Origin of the sequence: Trabulsiella odontotermitis, from assembly GCF_001188485.1 — a bacterium.
GTDB classification, from domain to species: Bacteria; Pseudomonadota; Gammaproteobacteria; order Enterobacterales; family Enterobacteriaceae; genus Trabulsiella; species Trabulsiella odontotermitis_A.
In genome coordinates, this window is record NZ_JNGH01000062.1 from 49,064 (window position 1) to 66,962 (window position 17,899).

Annotated in this window: 10 protein-coding genes and 6 pseudogenes; 7 read left to right on the top strand and 9 right to left on the bottom strand. The window is 57.8% G+C overall.

The window, feature by feature from the left end; translation table 11 throughout:
* Window positions 1–6: 6 nt before the first annotated feature.
* From gsiB to GM30_RS05235, 3 genes and pseudogenes are all read right to left on the bottom strand, one after another.
* Window positions 7–1,545, bottom strand: a complete 1,539-nt coding sequence (gene gsiB / locus GM30_RS25995) for a glutathione ABC transporter substrate-binding protein GsiB (RefSeq protein WP_049847767.1) — start codon at window positions 1,543–1,545, stop codon at window positions 7–9.
* A gap of 27 nt (window positions 1,546–1,572) precedes the next feature.
* Window positions 1,573–3,357, bottom strand: a complete 1,785-nt coding sequence (gene gsiA, locus GM30_RS05230; protein WP_049847768.1) for a glutathione ABC transporter ATP-binding protein GsiA — start codon at window positions 3,355–3,357, stop codon at window positions 1,573–1,575.
* Between the two features lie 9 nt (window positions 3,358–3,366).
* Window positions 3,367–4,237, bottom strand: a pseudogene (locus tag GM30_RS05235) (isoaspartyl peptidase/L-asparaginase).
* 185 nt (window positions 4,238–4,422) lie between these two features.
* Between GM30_RS05235 and GM30_RS05240 the strand changes: the two are divergent.
* Together GM30_RS05240 and moeB are read left to right on the top strand one after the other, a co-directional pair.
* A pseudogene (locus GM30_RS05240) lies at window positions 4,423–5,294 on the top strand (hypothetical protein).
* A complete protein-coding gene (moeB, locus tag GM30_RS05245) occupies window positions 5,294–6,046 on the top strand; it encodes a molybdopterin-synthase adenylyltransferase MoeB (RefSeq protein WP_049847769.1) in 753 nt (250 codons plus the stop codon). Before GM30_RS05240 ends, moeB begins: the two are co-directional and overlap by 1 nt.
* A 54-nt stretch (window positions 6,047–6,100) precedes the next feature.
* Here moeB and GM30_RS05250 read toward each other — a convergent pair.
* A pseudogene (locus GM30_RS05250) lies at window positions 6,101–6,684 on the bottom strand (transaldolase family protein).
* A gap of 134 nt (window positions 6,685–6,818) precedes the next feature.
* On the opposite strand from GM30_RS05250, the pseudogene GM30_RS05255 reads away from it, so the two are divergent.
* The 4 genes and pseudogenes from GM30_RS05255 to GM30_RS05270 all read left to right on the top strand — a co-directional run bounded on the left by GM30_RS05255 (window position 6,819) and on the right by GM30_RS05270 (window position 12,420).
* Window positions 6,819–7,590 (top strand): annotated as a pseudogene (locus GM30_RS05255) (glycyl-radical enzyme activating protein).
* 4 nt (window positions 7,591–7,594) lie between these two features.
* Window positions 7,595–10,027, top strand: a complete 2,433-nt coding sequence (locus GM30_RS05260; RefSeq protein ID WP_049847770.1) for a formate C-acetyltransferase/glycerol dehydratase family glycyl radical enzyme — start codon at window positions 7,595–7,597, stop codon at window positions 10,025–10,027.
* 166 nt (window positions 10,028–10,193) lie between these two features.
* On the top strand, window positions 10,194–11,009 hold the full coding sequence (locus GM30_RS05265) for a Cof-type HAD-IIB family hydrolase (protein WP_049847771.1): 816 nt from the start codon (window positions 10,194–10,196) through the stop codon (window positions 11,007–11,009).
* 151 nt (window positions 11,010–11,160) lie between these two features.
* Entirely contained in the window at window positions 11,161–12,420 is a 1,260-nt protein-coding gene (locus tag GM30_RS05270) for a DUF1479 domain-containing protein (RefSeq protein ID WP_049847772.1), read from the top strand.
* A 43-nt stretch (window positions 12,421–12,463) separates the two neighbouring features.
* Here the strand turns inward: GM30_RS05270 and GM30_RS05275 are convergent, their stop codons facing one another.
* A complete protein-coding gene (locus GM30_RS05275) occupies window positions 12,464–14,059 on the bottom strand; it encodes an ABC-F family ATPase (protein ID WP_049847773.1) in 1,596 nt (531 codons plus the stop codon).
* A gap of 319 nt (window positions 14,060–14,378) precedes the next feature.
* On the opposite strand from GM30_RS05275, the pseudogene GM30_RS05280 reads away from it, so the two are divergent.
* Window positions 14,379–15,086 (top strand): annotated as a pseudogene (locus GM30_RS05280) (L,D-transpeptidase family protein); the annotation flags it as partial.
* Window positions 15,087–15,152: 66 nt separating this feature from the next.
* Here GM30_RS05280 and ykgO read toward each other — a convergent pair.
* The 4 genes and pseudogenes from ykgO to GM30_RS05300 form a co-directional block, all read right to left on the bottom strand.
* Window positions 15,153–15,293: a type B 50S ribosomal protein L36 gene (gene ykgO, locus GM30_RS05285; RefSeq protein ID WP_049847774.1), complete on the bottom strand. Its 141-nt coding sequence runs from the start codon at window positions 15,291–15,293 to the stop codon at window positions 15,153–15,155.
* A gap of 2 nt (window positions 15,294–15,295) precedes the next feature.
* A complete protein-coding gene (locus tag GM30_RS05290) occupies window positions 15,296–15,556 on the bottom strand; it encodes a type B 50S ribosomal protein L31 (protein ID WP_049847775.1) in 261 nt (86 codons plus the stop codon).
* Between the two features lie 76 nt (window positions 15,557–15,632).
* A complete protein-coding gene (locus GM30_RS05295; RefSeq protein WP_049847776.1) occupies window positions 15,633–16,349 on the bottom strand; it encodes a GntR family transcriptional regulator in 717 nt (238 codons plus the stop codon).
* A 4-nt stretch (window positions 16,350–16,353) separates the two neighbouring features.
* A pseudogene (locus GM30_RS05300) lies at window positions 16,354–17,591 on the bottom strand (glycoside hydrolase family 1 protein).
* Window positions 17,592–17,899 lie beyond the last annotated feature (308 nt).

The window sequence follows — 17,899 nt, forward strand, 5'->3', positions numbered from 1 at the left end:
CANNCATTACTTCAGATCGGCCTCGTCAAAGCTGAATCCGGTATCCGGCATGATGTAAAACCCGGTCAGATTTTTGCTGTGCGCCGAGACCAGCTTTTCAACCACCAGCGGCACCCACGGCGATTCTTTCCAGACGATATCCTGGGCGTCTTTGTACAGACGGGCTTTCTCTTTCGTATCGTTGGTTTTCAGTGCATCCGTCAGATCGCTGTCCACCTGTTTGTTGCTGTAAAACGCGGTGTTGAACAGGGTTGGCGGCCAGTTCTGAGAGGCGAACAACGGCGACAGCGCCCAGTCGGCTTCACCGGTTGAGGCCGACCAGCCGGTGTAGAACATTCTCACCCCGCTCTCTTTCTGCCCTTTGCCTTCCACTTCCGCCGCGCGTTGCCCGGCATCCATCGCCGTCACCTGCGCTTTAATGCCCACCTGCGCCAGTTGCTGCTGCGTAAACTGCAGCACTTTCTGCGCCGTGCTGTGGTTGTGCGACGACCACAACGTGGTGCTGAAACCATCGGGATAGCCCGCTTCCTTCAGCAGCGCTTTCGCTTTCGCCGGATCGTACGGCCACGGCTGATACTGCTGCGCATAGGCAATAGATGGCGGCACCACGCCGGTCGCCGGGGTGGCATAACCGGCAAACGCCACTTTCACCAGCGCCTGACGGTTAATGGCGTAGTTGATCGCTTCGCGTACTTTCGGGTTGTCGAACGGCTTTTGCGTGACGTTCATGCTGATGTAGCGCTGCATGATCGACGGGCTGGCAACCAGCTCCAGCTTGCTGTTTTTGCCGAGGATCGCGGCCTGCTCGTAAGGGATCGGGAACGCGAACTGCGCTTCACCGGTTTGCAGCATCGCCGCGCGGGTATTATTGTCGACCACCGGACGCCAGGTGATGGTGTCGAGTTTCGGCAACCCCTGCTGCCAGTAACCGGCGAATTTCTTCACCTTCACAAAATCGGTCTGGTTCCAGGTATCCAGCTGATACGGGCCGGTGCCCACCGGGTGGAAACCTATCTCTTTGCCGTATTTTTTCAGCGCCGCCGGGGAGATCATCGCCGTTGCCGGGTGTGCCAGGATGTTGATAAACGCTGAGAACGGCGACTTGAGGGTGATTTTCACCGTCGTGGGATCCACCGCTTCGGTCTTGTCGATATTTTTGTACAGGTTATAGCGCTTCAGATGGTTGGCCGGATCGCTGGCGCGGTCGAGGTTGGCCTTCACTGCCTCAGCGTTGAATTCGGTGCCGTCCTGGAATTTCACCCCCTGACGCAGCTTAAGGGTATAGACCAGGCCGTCATCAGACACGGTATAGCTCTCTGCCAGTACGTTCTGCAGCTTCATGTCTTTATCAAGGCCAAACAGCCCCTGATAGAAGGATTTCGCCACCGCCTGTGACAGGGTGTCGTTAGCGTCATAGGGATCTAAGGTGGTGAAGTTGGATCCCACCGCCACCACGACATCTTTCTGTGCGAATGCGGGGGCGGCGCTCAGGGCAGATGCAACACCCAGCGCCAGCAGCCACTTACCTGAAATTCGTTGTGTCATCTCACTCTCCTGATAATCCCTGCTTAATTAACGCGCCAGCACGTTTGCCGCCGGATCGCGGGCAACAAAATGGCCCGGCGCAACCTGTTGCAGCGGTACGCTGACGCTCTGTTCTCCCCGCTTGTAAATATTCCCCGGTATCTCATCCGACAGCAGCACGCGCTGCACAGGACGATGCGCCGGATCGGCTACCGGAACGGCGGCCATCAGTTTGCGGGTATAGGGGTGTTGCGGGTTTTCAAAGACGGCACGCCGGAGACCCATCTCAACGATTCGCCCCCGGTACATCACCGCCACGCGATGGCTGATACGCTCGACCACCGCCATATCATGGGTAATAAACAAAAACGCGATGCCCATTTCACGCTGCAGATCGAGCAGCAAATTGATGATCTGCGCGCGGATAGAGACGTCCAGCGCGGAGACCGACTCATCGGCCACCACCACTTTCGGGTTCAGCGCCAGCGCCCGGGCGATGCAGATACGCTGCCGCTGACCACCGGAAAACTCGTGCGGGTAGCGCCAGGCGTGTTCCGCCTTGAGCCCCACGCGTTCGAGCAGCCATGCGACGCGTCGGCGGGCGGGGCNGCGCGGGTCGAGGGAGGCGTACGGATCCTGAAAAATAAACTGAATATCGCGACGCAGCGCCTGCAACTTGCCGGACGAGAGCTTATCGACACGCTGCCCCTGGAAGGTAATGGTGCCGCTCTGCGCCTCAACCAGCCGCAGCAGTGCGCGCCCGGTGGTGGATTTGCCGCAGCCGGATTCCCCCACCAGCGACAGCGTCTCCCCCGGCCATAAATCGAAACTGACGTTTTCCACCGCATGCACTTCACGGGTTACGCGATTAAGAATGCCGCCACGCAGCGGGAAGCGGGCGACCAGATCGCGCACCTGCAAAATGGGCTCGCCCGCGACCACCGTGTTCTGCTCCTGTTCAACGCGGGTAAACGGTGTAGCTTCCGACACCAGCGGGAAACGCCGCGGTAAATCGCTGCCGCGCATTTCGCCAAGCCGCGGCACCGCCGCCAGCAGCGATTGGGTATACGGATGCTGTGGCGCGCTGAAAATCTGCGTCACACTACCGGTTTCCACCGCTTCGCCTTCGTGCATCACCAGCACCCGATCGGCGATATCGGCCACCACGCCCATATCGTGGGTGATAAAAATCACCCCCATCGCCATCTCTTTTTGCAGGACAGCGATCAGTTGCAGGATTTGCGCCTGAATGGTGACGTCAAGGGCGGTGGTCGGTTCATCGGCAATCAGCACCGCCGGACGACAGGAGAGCGCCATGGCGATCATTACCCGCTGGCGCATGCCGCCGGACAACTGATGCGGATAGCGCGACAGCATCGACTGTGCTTCGGGGATGCGCACCTGGTCGAGCATTTTTCTCGCTTCCACCAACGCCTTATCGTGGCTGAGTCCCTGATGCAATCGGATGGACTCGGCAATCTGCTCGCCGATGGTGAACACCGGGTTGAGAGAGGTCATCGGCTCCTGGAAAATCATCGCGATGTCGGCACCGCGCACACGACGCATCTGCGTGGCGCTCTGTTCGCCCAGCTCGATCACCCGTTGGTTACGGCGGCGCAGCAGCAGGTGATCACTGCGCATCTCGCCACCCGCCTGTTCNGTGACCGACTTGCCCGAACCGGATTCGCCGACGATCGCCAGCGTTTCGCCACGCTTAAGCTTAAACGACAGATTACGGACAGCAGGCACCGACTGCTGTTCATGCGTAAACGCGACGTTGAGGTTTTTAACCACCAGCACATCGTTGGGATCTATTGCGTGACTGTGAGGCAAACTGGCTCCTTACACACTGTAAATGCCGACATTCGGGGCATCACCGGCGAACGCAAACGCGCGGTACATTCCCTCGCTGTTGAAGGGCAGCGCGACGTTGCCTTCACGATCGATAGCGATAAGCCCGCCGCTGCCGCCGAGCGCCGGTAATTTTTCGAGGATCACCCGTTCGCAGGCGTCCTGCAGACTCAGCCCGGCGTACTCCATCAGCGCGGAAATATCGTAGGCCGCCAGCGTGCGCATAAACACTTCACCGGTACCGGTGCAGGAGACGGCGACGCTGGCGTTATTGGCGTAGCATCCGGCGCCGACAATCGGCGTATCGCCCACCCGGCCCGGCAGTTTATTGGTCATGCCGCCGGTCGACGTCGCGGCCGCCAGATTGCCCATCGTATCCNTCACCCGCCTCGCGCGCCTGCAAAAGCTGTTCGTGGCGTTCCGGGGTCGAAAACAGGCTGTTTTCTACCTGCGCCATCCCCTGCGAAACGGCAAACTGCTCGGCGCCATCACCAATCAGCAGCACATGCGCGCTGCGTTCAAGCACCAGCCGCGCCGCCAGCACGGGGTTACGCAAGTGCCTGACTCCCGCCACCGCGCCCGCCTGCAGCAAATTGCCGTCCATAATGCAGGCGTCCATTTCATGGCGTTCATCGGCAGTAAACACCGAACCGATGCCAGCATTAAATAACGGGCACTCTTCCAGCAGTCGCACGGCTTCGGTCACCACATCCAGCGCGCTGGCGTCCGCTTCAAGCATCTGCTGCCCTTTTTCGACAATCGCCGACAGCGCCGCCACGTACTGCTGTTCGCGCTCAGGAGAGAGTTGCCCACGAGAAATCGCGCCTGCGCCACCGTGAATGGCGATCACCGCCTTACTCATTTCTTCGCCTTGTGATGAATGGAACTGCTTTTTCTATACATATCATTAGACTGCCGTGTTGCTTATCTCTTTTTTGAATATAGAAAGTGCTGTCGGTGCTGTAAAGGCTACGCCTCTGGTGGCATACAGCATGCCGCACTTTTCTGCCATAATGGGCGCAATTGAATTGTCAGCAGGAGTTACCCATGGATTTTACCGCCGGACTGATGCCGCTTGATGTTGCCCTGTCACAAATGCTTTCGCAAATTACGCCGCTGAGCGCATCGGAAACCGTTCCGCTGGTGCAGGCGTTTGGCCGGGTCATGGCACAGGATGTGGTGTCGCCGCTGGACGTGCCGGGCTTTGATAACGCGGCAATGGATGGTTATGCGGTCAGACTGGCGGATGTGCAGCGTGGCGCGGCGTTGCCGGTTGCAGGGAAAGCGTTTGCCGGACAGCCGTTGCAGGGCGAATGGCCCACCGGCACCTGCATCCGCATTATGACCGGCGCGCCGGTTCCCGTGGGCTGTGACGCTGTCGTCATGCAGGAAGAGACAGAGCAGACTGACGCGGGCGTGCGATTCACCGCGCCAGTGAAGGCCGGGCAGAACATTCGTTATCGTGGGGAAGACATCGCGATGGGCGCGACGGTATTCCCGGCGGGCACGAAGCTCAGCGTGGCAGAACTGCCGGTGCTGGCGTCGCTGGGGATCCCGGAAGTCAGCGTGGTACGCAAAATCCGTGTGGCGCTGTTTTCAACGGGTGATGAACTGCAACTACCGGGCCAGCCGCTGGGCGACGGGCAAATCTACGATACCAACCGGCTGGCGGGGCATCTGNACGTACCGCCACCCGGCTGAAGAAAACGCCGGGCCGCCTTGATTTTCAGCGCGGTATCCTCAGCGTTAACGCCCATGGCGAGCCGGAAGTCACCACCACCGGGCATCAGGGCTCGCATATTTTCAGCTCTTTCAGTCAGGGCAACTGCTTTATTGTGCTCGAACGCGATCGCGGTAACGTAGAAGCGGGCGAATGGGTTGACGTTGAGCCCTTTAACCATCTGCTGGGAGGGCTGTAATGGCCGAAGCACTGAGCGATGCCGAGATGCTGCGCTACAATCGCCAGATTGTGCTGCGCGGTTTTGATTTTGACGGTCAGGAAGCGCTGAAAGCCGCGCGGGTGCTGATCGTCGGGCTTGGCGGGCTCGNCGCCGCCGCGCAGTATCTGGCGGCGAGCGGCGTCGGCCACATGACGCTGCTTGATTTCGACACCGTGTCGCTCTCCAACCTCCAGCGCCAGACGCTGCACAGCGATGCGACCATCGGGCAACCGAAAGTGGAATCCGCCCGCGACACGCTGGCGCGCATCAACCCGCACGTTCAGTTCAGTCTCATCAACGCCCTGCTGGACGACGACGCCCTGCAGGCGCAGATTGCGCAGCACGATCTGGTGCTCGACTGCACCGATAACGTCGCGATTCGCAATCAGCTCAACGCCGGGTGTTTTTTGCATAAAACGCCGCTGGTTTCCGGTGCGGCGATTCGTATGGAAGGCCAGATCAGCGTCTTTACCTATCAGCCCGGCGAGCCCTGCTACCGCTGCCTGAGCCGCCTGTTTGGCGAAAACGCCCTAACCTGTGTGGAAGCGGGGGTGATGTCGCCGCTGGTGGGGGTGATTGGCGCGATGCAGGCGATGGAAGCGATCAAGCTGCTGACCCGCTACGGCACGCCTGCGGTGGGGAAAATCGTGATGTATGACGCGATGACCTGCCAGTTCCGGGAAATGAAGCTGATGCGAAATCCGGGGTGCGAGGTGTGCGGTAAACAATAATGCGCATAGCGCTATTGTAGGCCGGGCAAGCGCCAGCGCCGCCCGGCTTCAGTGCTAAAGCGACGTCTGCCCGAACGCCGTCTGCCAGTCCTGTTCGAACTTCGCGACGGCGGCATCTACCGCGGGTGAGCTGATAAACTGCTGCGCGANAGCACTTTCGCACCCGGCGCATGCAGCGTCAGCAGCTGCTGTAATTCTGCCACGGTCTGAATACCGTCCCCGCCCTGCGCATCCACGCGATTCACATACGGCGCGACGTATTCCGCGCCCGCCAGCGCCGCTAATAACCCCTGCGCTGCGCCGTACACGGCGGTGCCGAGCGTCGGAATGCCCTCCGCTTTCAGCAGCTTAATCGCCGCCAGCCCTTCTGCCGTCACTGGCACTTTTACCACCAGATCCGGCACGATGCTCCGCAACTTACGCGCATCTTCGACCATCCCTTCAGCGGTAGTCGCCATCACCTGTGCAAACAGTCTGCCCTGCCCGCCCAGCGCGCTGTGCAGTTCAGGCAGCAGGCGGTCAATCGTTGTTTTGCCGCTCGCCACAATGCTGGGGTTGGTGGTAACGCCCGCGAGCGGGAAAATGCGCGCCAGGCGCTTCACCGCCGCCACGTCCGAGGTATCCAGATAGAGTTCCATAATTCGCCTCAATGATTCTTCACTTCACATGGTTACAAAGTATACGCAGGCAACCTGTCACCTTTTTGATTTGCGTCAATCTAACTTTCATTCGAAAGTATTTTAATTTTCATATGCAAATTTCGAGGTGATTTATGATCTTCAACATTCAGCGCTACTCCACCCATGACGGCCCCGGTATTCGTACCGTGGTGTTTCTCAAAGGGTGCTCGCTTGGATGCCGCTGGTGTCAGAATCCGGAGAGCCGCGCACGCTCCCGCGATCTGCTCTTTGATGCCCGCCTGTGCCTCGACGGCTGTCAGCTTTGCCAGCAGGCGGCGCCGGAGATTATCGAACGCGCGCTGAACGGCCTGTTGATCCACCGCGAAAAACTCACAGAAGACCATCTTACCGCGCTCGACCATTGTTGTCCGACGCAGGCGCTGACGGTGTGTGGTGAAACGAAAAACGTCGACGAGATTATGGCCACCGTGCTGCGCGATAAACCGTTTTACGACCGCAGTGGCGGCGGCATTACCCTTTCCGGCGGCGAACCGTTTATGAACCCGGAGATGGCGCTGGCGCTGCTGAAGCAAAGCCATCAGCAGGGCATTCATACCGCCGTCGAAACCTGTCTGCACGTGCCGTGGCGCTACATTGAACCGGCGCTGCCGTATGTGGATCTGTTCCTGGCGGATCTCAAGCACGTCGACGGCGCGGTGTTTAACACCTGGACCGACGGTTCGGCGAAACGGGTGCTGGATAACCTCAAACGCCTCGCCGCCGCCNACGCTGGGCATGAATAAATACATCCTGCTCGGCCAACCTTACTCTGCCCCTGACAAGCCGCTGGACGACCCGGAATTACTGGCCTTTGCGCAAGACATTGCCCGCCGGAAAGGGTTAACCGCGACCCTACGAGGATAAACCGATGACCACTCTGACTCTCAACACGCTCTCCGCCCGCATTCAGGCCCACAAAAAAGCGCTGGTACACATCGTGAAGCCGCCGGTCTGCACCGAACGCGCCCGTCATTACACCGAGGTCTATCAACAGAACATGGATAAGCCGATCCCGGTACGCCGCGCGCTGGCGCTGGCTCACCATCTGGCGGAGCGGACTATTTGGATCAAGCATGATGAACTGATTATTGGCAACCAGGCGAGCGAAGTGCGTGCCGCGCCGATTTTCCCGGAATACACCGTCAGCTGGATTGAAAAAGAGATCGACGATCTCGCCGACCGCCCGGGCGCCGGGTTTGCGGTCAGCGAAGAGAACAAACGCGTACTGCATGACATTTGCCCGTGGTGGCGCGGCCAGACGGTGCAGGACCGCTGCTACGGCATGTTCACCGATGAGCAAAAAGCGCTGCTGGAAACCGGCATCATCAAAGCCGAAGGCAACATGACCTCCGGCGACGCGCATCTGGCGGTGAATTTCCCGCTGCTGCTGGAAAAAGGGCTCGATGGCCTGCGTGAGAAAGTGGCGGAGCGCCGCGCGCGCCTCAATCTTACTGTGCTGGACGATCTTCACGGTGAGCAGTTTCTGAAAGCGATTGATATCGTGCTGGCCGCCGTCAGCGATCATATCGAACGCTATGCCGCGCTGGCGCGTGATATGGCACGCGACGAAATTCGCGCCAGCCGCCGCGATGAGCTGCTGGCGATAGCGGAAAACTGCGACCGCATCGCCCATCAGCCGCCAGAAACCTTCTGGCAGGCGCTGCAACTGTGCTGGTTTATTCAACTGATGCTGCAGATTGAATCCAACGGCCACTCTGTCTCGTTTGGCCGTATGGATCAATATCTCTACCCGTATTACCGCCGCGACGTAGAGCTGGACCAGACGCTGACCCGCGAACAGGCGATTGAGCTGTTGCACAGCTGCTGGCTGAAACTGCTGGAAGTGAACAAGATCCGCTCTGGCTCGCACTCGAAAGCCTCTGCCGGCAGCCCGCTATACCAGAACGTGACCATTGGCGGTCAGACGCTGGTAAATGGCAAACCGCAGGATGCGGTCAACCCGCTGTCGTATACCATTCTGGAATCCTGTGGTCGTCTGCGCTCCACCCAGCCAAACCTCAGCGTGCGCTATCACGCGGGAATGAGTAACGACTTCCTCGACGCCTGTGTGCAGGTGATCCGCTGCGGCTTCGGCATGCCCGCGTTCAACAACGACGAAATCGTGATCCCGGAATTCATCAAGCTCGGCATCGAACCGCAGGACGCTTACGACTACGCCGCCATCGGCTGCATCGAAACCGCCGTGGGCGGCAAATGGGGCTATCGCTGCACCGGCATGAGCTTTATCAACTTTGCCCGCGTGATGCTGGCTGCGCTCGAAGGCGGTCGCGACGCCACCAGTGGCAAGGTGTTCCTGCCTCAGGAACTGGCGCTGTCGAAAGGCAACTTCAGCGATTTCGAGGAGGTGATGAACGCCTGGGATCGCCAGATTCGTTACTACACCCGTAAATCGATTGAAATCGAATACGTGGTTGACACCATGCTGGAAGAGAACGTCCACGATATTCTCTGCTCAGCGCTGGTTGACGATTGCATCGAGCGCGCGAAAAGCATCAAACAGGGCGGCGCGAAATACGACTGGGTCTCCGGCCTGCAGGTGGGCATCGCCAACCTCGGCAACAGCCTGGCGGCGGTGAAAAAACTGGTATTTGATCAGGGGGCTATCGGTCAGCAGGAACTGGCCGCCGCGCTGGCGGATGATTTCGACGGCCTGACGCACGAACAATTGCGCCAGCGTTTAATCAACGGCGCACCGAAGTACGGCAACGACGACGACAGCGTGGATACGTTGCTGGTTCGCGCGTACCAGACCTACATCGATGAACTGAAGCAATATCACAACCCGCGCTATGGTCGCGGTCCAATGGGCGGCAACTACTACGCAGGCACCTCGTCTATTTCTGCTAACGTGCCGTTTGGCGCGGCAACGATGGCGACGCCGGACGGGCGAAAAGCCAGAACGCCGCTGGCGGAAGGGGCAAGCCCGGCGTCCGGTACCGACCACCTCGGCCCGACGGCGGTGATCGGTTCGGTGGGTAAACTGCAGACCGGGTCGATTCTCGGCGGCGTGCTGCTCAACCAGAAACTGAACCCGGCGACGCTGGATAACGACAGCGACCGTCAGAAGCTGATGATCCTGCTGCGCACTTTCTTCGAGGCGCATAAAGGCTGGCACATTCAGTACAACATCGTGTCGCGCGATACGCTGCTGGAGGCGAAAAAACACCCGGATCAGTACCGTGATTTAGTGGTGCGCGTGGCGGGCTACTCGGCGTTCTTTACCGCTCTGTCGCCGGATGCGCAGGACGATATCATCGCCCGAACTGAACACACGCTGTAAGAACCTGCCGGGTGGCGCTTCGCTTACCCGGCCTACAGGAACACATGTCCCTGCCGGGTAAGGCGCAGCCGCTACCCAGCGTTTTCTTTCATTCGAAATAAATTTGTGGTTTAGCTCACATTATCATTAGAATGCTTCTGGTCGCAGTCACCCCAGGAGCAAAGGTATGACCGTAAAAGTAATCGTCACTGATATGGACGGGACTTTTCTCAATGATTCCAAGACATACGATCGTGAACGTTTTCAGGCGCAGTTCCGCGCATTGAAAGCGCGTGATATCGAATTCGTGGTCGCCAGCGGCAACCAGTACTACCAGCTGATTTCCTTTTTCCCTGAACTTAAGAATGAAATCTCTTTCGTCGCCGAGAACGGCGCGCTGGTGTATGCCCATGGCGAGGAACTGTTCCATGGTGAACTGACGCAGCATGAGTCGCAAATCGTCATCGGGGAACTGCTGAAAGATGAGCATCTGAATTTCGTGGCCTGTGGGCTGGAAAGCGCCTACGTCAGCGTCAACGCGCCCGAGGATTTCGTCGCCCTGATGGCGAAGCACTACCATCGCCTGAAACGCGTTTCTGACTACCGTGAGATCAACGACAAGCTGTTTAAGTTTTCGCTGAATCTGCCCGACAGCGATATTCCGCAACTGGTCGATAAACTGCACGTCTCACTCGACGGCATCATGAAGCCTGTGACCAGCGGCTTCGGTTTTGTCGATTTGATTATCCCTGGTCTGCACAAAGCCAACGGCATCAGCCGCCTGCTCAAGCGCTGGAAACTGTCGCCGCAACACTGCGTGACGATTGGCGACAGCGGCAACGATGCGGAAATGCTGGCGATGGCACCCTTCTCGTTTGCGATGGACAATGCCGGCCCACGCATCAAAGAGATTGCCCGCTACCGCACGGACGACAACAACCACGACGGCGCACTGAACGTGATTCAGGCCGTGCTGGACAACGCCCCGCCGTTCGACAACTAATCTTCCAACCGGAGCGCCCTGCTCCGGTTTTATGTTCTCCCTCTCTCAATTTCATTTTTTAGCAAGTTATTTAACTTGCATTAACCTGTTTTTAACTTAAAGTATCATTTGTAAGTTAATTTACTTTCATATGAAAGATTGAGAGGTCATCATGACGCTTACCTTTACCCACGATACGCTTCCAGCGGATCACAAAACGGCGATCCGGCAGATGAAAACCGCGCTGCGTGCGCAAATTGGTGACGTTCAGCGCGTGTTCGCTGCGCTTTCGGCGCGAATCGAAGCCCGTGTGGCGGAAATTGATGCGCTGAAAGCGCAGGGCGACCCGGTCTGGCCGGTGATCGACTTTCGTCGTCTCGCGGCGGGGGGCGTGNNTGAGCGCGACGCCATTAAGCGCCGCGGCTGTGCGGTGATCAAAGGCCATTTCCCGCGCGAGCAGGCGCTGGACTGGGATCGCTCGATGCTCGACTATCTCGACCGCAACCATTTCGATGAACAATACAAAGGACCGGGCGATACCTTCTTCGGATCGCTGACGGCCTCACGCCCGGAAATCTACCCGATTTACTGGTCGCAGGCGCAAATGCAGGCCCGTCAGAGCAGCGAAATGGCCGCCGTGCAATCATTCCTCAACCGGCTGTGGACGTTTGAAAAAGACGGTAAGCAGTGGTTTAACCCGGACGTCAGCGTGATTTACCCGGACCGCATTCGCCGCCGCCCACCGGGCACCACCTCGAAGGGGCTTGGCGCGCATACCGATTCCGGCGCGCTGGAGCGCTGGCTGTTACCGGCCTACCAACAGGTGTTCGCCAGCGTGTTCCGGGGAGATATTGAGAATTACAATCCGTGGGATGCGGCGCACCGCACCGACGTGGAAGAATATACCGTCGACAACACCACCAAATGCTCGGTGTTTCGCACTTTCCAGGGCTGGACGGCGCTGTCGGATATGATCCCGCATCAGGGGCTGCTTCACGTGGTGCCGATCCCGGAGGCGATGGCGTACATTCTGCTGCGTCCGCTGCTGGACGATGTGCCTGACGATGAGCTGTGCGGCGTGGCGCCGGGGAAAGTGTTGCCGGTGTCGGAGCAGTGGCATCCGCTGTTGATCCGCGCGCTGACGTCAATTCCGGCGCTGGACGCGGGTGATTCCGTGTGGTGGCATTGTGATGTGATCCACGCGGTCGCGCCGGTGGAGAATCAGCAGGGCTGGGGCAACGTGATGTATATCCCCGCCGCCCCGCTGTGCGACAAAAACCTGGCTTATGCACACCGGGTCAGAGCCGCGCTGGAAACGGGCGCGTCACCGGGCGATTTCCCGCGTGAAGATTATGAAACTCACTGGCAAGGTCGTTTCACATTGAACGACCTCAACCTGCACGGCAAACGCGCGTTGGGCATGGCGCCGTAAAACCTCACAGGCCCGGTCAGCGCAGCGCGACCGGGCAACAGGGTTAACCGTCGATGCCTTTACTGCGCAGGTAATCTTCGTAGTTGCCGCTGAAGTCCACCACGCGCTGCGGCGTAATTTCAATCACGCGGGTTGCCAGCGACGAGACAAATTCACGGTCGTGCGAGACGAAGATCAGCGTGCCCTGGTAAAGTTCCAGCGCCATGTTCAGCGATTCGATCGATTCCATATCCAGGTGGTTGGTCGGTTCGTCCATCACCAGGATATTCGGTTTCTGCATCATCAGTTTACCGAACAGCATGCGGCCTTTTTCACCACCGGAAAGCACTTTCGCCGGCTTTTTGATGTCGTCCTGGCTGAACAGCAGACGCCCCAGAATACTGCGCACCGCCTGCTCGTCGTCGCCTTCCTGCTTCCACTGGCTCATCCAGTCGAAGACAGTCAGATCGTTATCGAACTCTTCCGCGTGATCCTGCGCGTAGTAGCCAATCTGCGCATTCTCGGACCATTTCACGGTGCCGCTGTCCGGGGTCAGTTCGCCGACCAGCGTTTTCAGCATGGTGGATTTACCGACGCCGTTGGTGCCGAGCACCGCGACCTTCTCACCTACTTCCAGCAGCAGATTAACGCCCTTAAACAGCGGGCCGTTATCGAAGCCTTTGCTGAGCGCTTCCACTTCCAGCGCGTTGCGGAACAATTTCTTGTCCTGCTCGAAACGGATGAACGGGTTCTGACGGCTGGAGGCTTTGACCTCGTCCAGTTTGATTTTGTCGATCTGGCGTGCGCGGGAGGTCGCCTGGCGGGATTTCGAGGCGTTAGCGCTAAAGCGGCTGACGAACGACTGCAGCTCAGCAATCTGCGCTTTTTTCTTGGCGTTGTCGGCCAGCAGACGCTCGCGCGCCTGGGTTGCTGCCGTCATGTAGTCGTCGTAGTTGCCCGGATAGACGCGCAGCTCGCCGTAGTCGAGATCCGCCATATGGGTGCAGACCATGTTGAGGAAGTGACGGTCGTGCGAAATGATGATCATGGTGCTGTCACGCTCGTTCAGCACCTGCTCCAGCCAGCGAATGGTATCGATGTCGAGGTTGTTGGTCGGTTCATCAAGCAGCAGGATATCCGGATTAGCAAACAGCGCCTGCGCCAGCAGCACACGCAGCTTCCAGCCAGGTGCCACTTCGCTCATCGGGCCGTAATGCTGTTCCACCGGAATCCCCACCCCCAGCAGCAGTTCACCGGCGCGGGATTCGGCGGAATAGCCGTCCATTTCGCCGTATTTCACTTCCAGATCGGCCACGTTGTAGCCGTCTTCTTCGCTCATTTCCGCGAGGCCGTATATGCGATCGCGTTCCTGTTTCACTTCCCACAGTTCCGCGTGGCCCATAATCACCGTGTCGAGCACCGTAAAGTTTTCAAAGGCGAACTGATCCTGACGCAACTTACCGATGCGCTCGTTCGGATCGAGGGAAACGTTGCCCAGCGTCGGTTCTAAATCGCCGCCGAGAATTTTCATAAAGGTGGATTTACCGCTTCCGTTGGCGCCAATCAGGCCGTAACGGTTGCCGCCGCCAAATTTGACGGAGATATTTTCGAACAGCGGCTTACTGCCAAACTGCATGGTGACGTTGCTGGTGACTAACACGGGAATATCCTGAAAGATGTGACAAACCGCTTATTATGCCACTGTCTGGCCTTTTTTTCACGGTTCCGGCGAATTTGATTGCCTGCCGCTTCCATTGTTCCTAATTTGTCGCCAGCCCACGTAACAGGGGCTACAGTAGCAAGGAAGATGAAAAATAGTGATTTCGTACACATCTGAATTCCCTGTTTGCGGGAATGCACATATAATGCGCTCCCATCTGAGGTCTTAATTCTCCAACAACGCCAGTGTGGCACTTTACTTCGCACAACATGAATATGAAATTATCGACAGTTTTTGCGGCTGGTCTGGCCGGTGNNACCCGGGCGTCGACACCTTCCTGCCGAAAGGCGGTACAGTGCTGAACATTCCGCAGCAGCTGATCCTGCCGGACACCGTGCATGAAGGTATCGTCATCAACAGCGCCGAAATGCGTCTGTACTACTACCCGAAAGGCACCAACACCGTGATCGTGCTGCCGATTGGTATTGGCCAGTTAGGCAAAGATACGCCGATCAACTGGACCACCAAGGTCGAACGTAAGAAAGCAGGCCCGACCTGGACACCGACTGCGAAAATGCACGCCGAATACCGTGCTGCGGGCGAACCACTGCCTGCCGTCGTTCCGGCTGGCCCGGATAACCCGATGGGTCTGTACGCGCTGTATATCGGTCGTCTGTATGCTATCCACGGCACCAACGCCAACTTTGGTATCGGTCTGCGCGTGAGCCACGGCTGTGTGCGTCTGCGTAACGACGACATCAAATTCCTGTTCCAGAACGTGCCGGTCGGCACCCGCGTTCAGTTTATTGATGAGCCGGTAAAAGCCACCACCGAGCCGGACGGCAGCCGTTACATTGAAGTTCACAACCCGCTGTCCACCACCGAAGCCCAGTTCGAAGACGGTGAAATCGTACCGATTTCCCTCAACAAACCGGTGCAGAAAGTGACCGGTCAGACTGATGTGGATCAGAACGTACTGAATCAGGCGATTCAGGATCGTTCCGGGATGCCGGTTCGTCTGAACTAAGTCAGCACAACAAAAAAAACCGCACCCCAGTATTCTGGCGTGCGGTTTTTTTATGCAACAGCAGATTTAACGTCTTTTCTTCCGCCCCTGCACGGCCTTGAAGCGGGGGTTGCTTTTACAGATGACGTACAAACGACCTTTGCGTTTGACGATCTGACAGTCAGGATGGCGCTGTTTCGCGCTCTTAAGCGAATTCAGTACCTGCATTGTTAGCCCCGCTTCGCATTCAGGAAACCGCCAAAGCGCGCTTTAAACCGCGCGGCGCTGCCTTCGGTGGCGAAAGTCTTTTGCTTCCCGGTGTAATACGGGTGGGATTTCGCCGAGACATCCAGGGTGACATAAGGGTACTTCACGCCCTCCAGTTCAATTTCCCGTTCCGTTTTAATGGTCGATCCTATTTTGAAATACTCGTCCGCGCTGGTGTCGTGAAAGACAACGGTACGATAGTGCGGGTGAATATCAGGCTTCATGGCTTACCTCAATCATTATGTTATAACATAACAATACTGTAAGCCTGAATGTGATAAAGATCAACCCGCCTTTTTATTAGCCGTTATTCACAATGACCATGCTGCCGTGGTCGTAACGGTAATGGCAACGGGCATACTCCAGCGGCGTGCCGTCCTCAAGATAAATCACCTGCTCCACTTCCAGCACCGGGTCAGTGACATCGCATTTTAAATATTGCCGGTCGAGATCTCCCGGTTTCAGGGCGCGCACCACGCGCCGGGACCCCATCAGTTTCAGCCCCAGCGTCTCCTGCACGTAGCGAAAGACCGAGCTTTCCAGATGCGACTTATTCAGCCCCGGCACCCGCGCCACCGGCATCACGGTTTCATCGAGCGACACCGGTTCGCCGTTCAGCAACCGCAGGCGGGCAAAGTCATACACCGGCGCGTCGGCGTCAATCAGCAGCGCGCTCTGCTCTTTTTCATCAGGGAAACGCAGTTCAAAGCGCAGCACCTGGCTTTCCACCGGACCGACGTGTTCCCAGGTTTTGGTGGCGCCAAAATAGTCGCTCCCGGCCAGTTCCCATTGCGAGCGCGGGTGATAATTTTTGCGGATAAACGTTCCCTGTCCCTTGCGGGTATAGACCAGCCCTTCAATAATCAGCTGGCGCATCGCCTGCTGAATGGTCATCCGGCTGGTGGCAAACTCCGCTGCCAGCGCGTGCTGGTCAGGCAGTGGCGCATTCGCCGCATACTGCTGGCTGTCGATGCGTTTTTTAATTTCCCGCGCGATGGCGAGGTACTTCGCGGTCATGGTGTTACATCTCTTCGCCGTTGCTGTGGATGGCCCGTTTCAGCCACGCATAGCTTTTCTTCGGCACCCGTTTGAGATCTTTGAGATCGTGATTATCGCGGTTCACATACACCACGCCGTAGCGCTTGCGCATGTCACCCTGTGAACTGAGGATATCAATCAGCCCCCAGCCAAGATAGCCGATCACCTCCGCGCCATCCTCAAAAATCGCCGCTTTCATGGCGTTGATATGATCGCGATGATAATCAATGCGGTAATCGTCCTCCACCGGGTTTACGCCGTCCCAGGCTTCAATCACGCCAATACCGTTTTCAATCGGGAACACCGGCAACCGCCAGTCGTTGTAGTAGCGGGGGATGATGGTCCGAAAACCGAGCGGNNGTAATCGCATTTTGTGGTAGTGAGCAGCGCCAGATCGGCAGGCTGATAGATATCGGTAAACCCTTCGCGCTCGACCACCGCCAGCACTTCCGGGCTGTAGCCCTCCCCGGCGAAAACGCGCAGCAGGTTCTGGTTAGTGAACTCGTCGAACTGCTGCGCACAGAAGATATCCTGCGGTTTACAGGTTGCCGGGTAGGTCAGCTGGTGCGCCAGCATGCCGCCCATCAGCGCAGTCGGTTGAGCGTCATGCAGATAGCGGGTCAGATGTACATGCGCCATCATCACATGATGCTGGATCTGATACAGCTCGCGCAGCGTGCGTTCGCCGCGCATATAGCCCGAAATCAGGAACGCATCCGGCATGTGGTAGAGATTCTGTTCGTTAAAGGTCAGCCACCATTTCACCCGATCGCCAAAGCAGTCGATCATCTTCTGACCGTAGCGAATAAAGGCCTCCATCACCCGGCGGTCGGTAAAGCCGTTGTAGGTTTCCGCCAGCGCCAGCGGCATGTCAAAGTGATAAAGGCAGATCATCGGCTCAATGCCGCGGGCGATCAGCGCGTTGATAAAGCGATCGTAAAAGGCAATGCCTTCATCGTTAAATTCGCCGTCGCCGGTCGGGCAGACGCGGCTCCAGGCAATCTGGAAGCGGTAGCAGTTCATGCCCAGATCTTTCATCAGATCGAAATCTTCCGGGTAACGGTGGTAGGAATCGGTGGCGACTTTCCAGTCAGAAGCGAATTCGCGCGGCTCGCGAATATCATACACCGACATCCCCTTCCCGCCCTCGTTCCATGCGCCTTCGGATTGCATGCTGGACACCGAGTTTCCCCACAAAAAATTGGCTGGCAGTCGCTTCATCTCTCGCACCTCTTAATATGACTAGTCATTTAAAATTTCATGACTAGTCATATTAAGCACAAGGCAAATGCAGGCAAGGCAAAGAAAGACTTTTTGTGATCCGGAATAAAAAAACCGGGCACCCATGAAGGCGCGCCCGATCCAGGAAGGTACAACACCCCCGGTCTGTGCCGGGGTCTTTTCTCAGAACGTCTTCTTAACGTTCAGCATCATGCCTTTGTCGCTGATGCCGTCCTCTTTCCAGTGGAACGCGTCCAGTTGCAGGGCGCTGCTCTCACCGCTGTACTTCACGCCCACCGTGGCGAGGC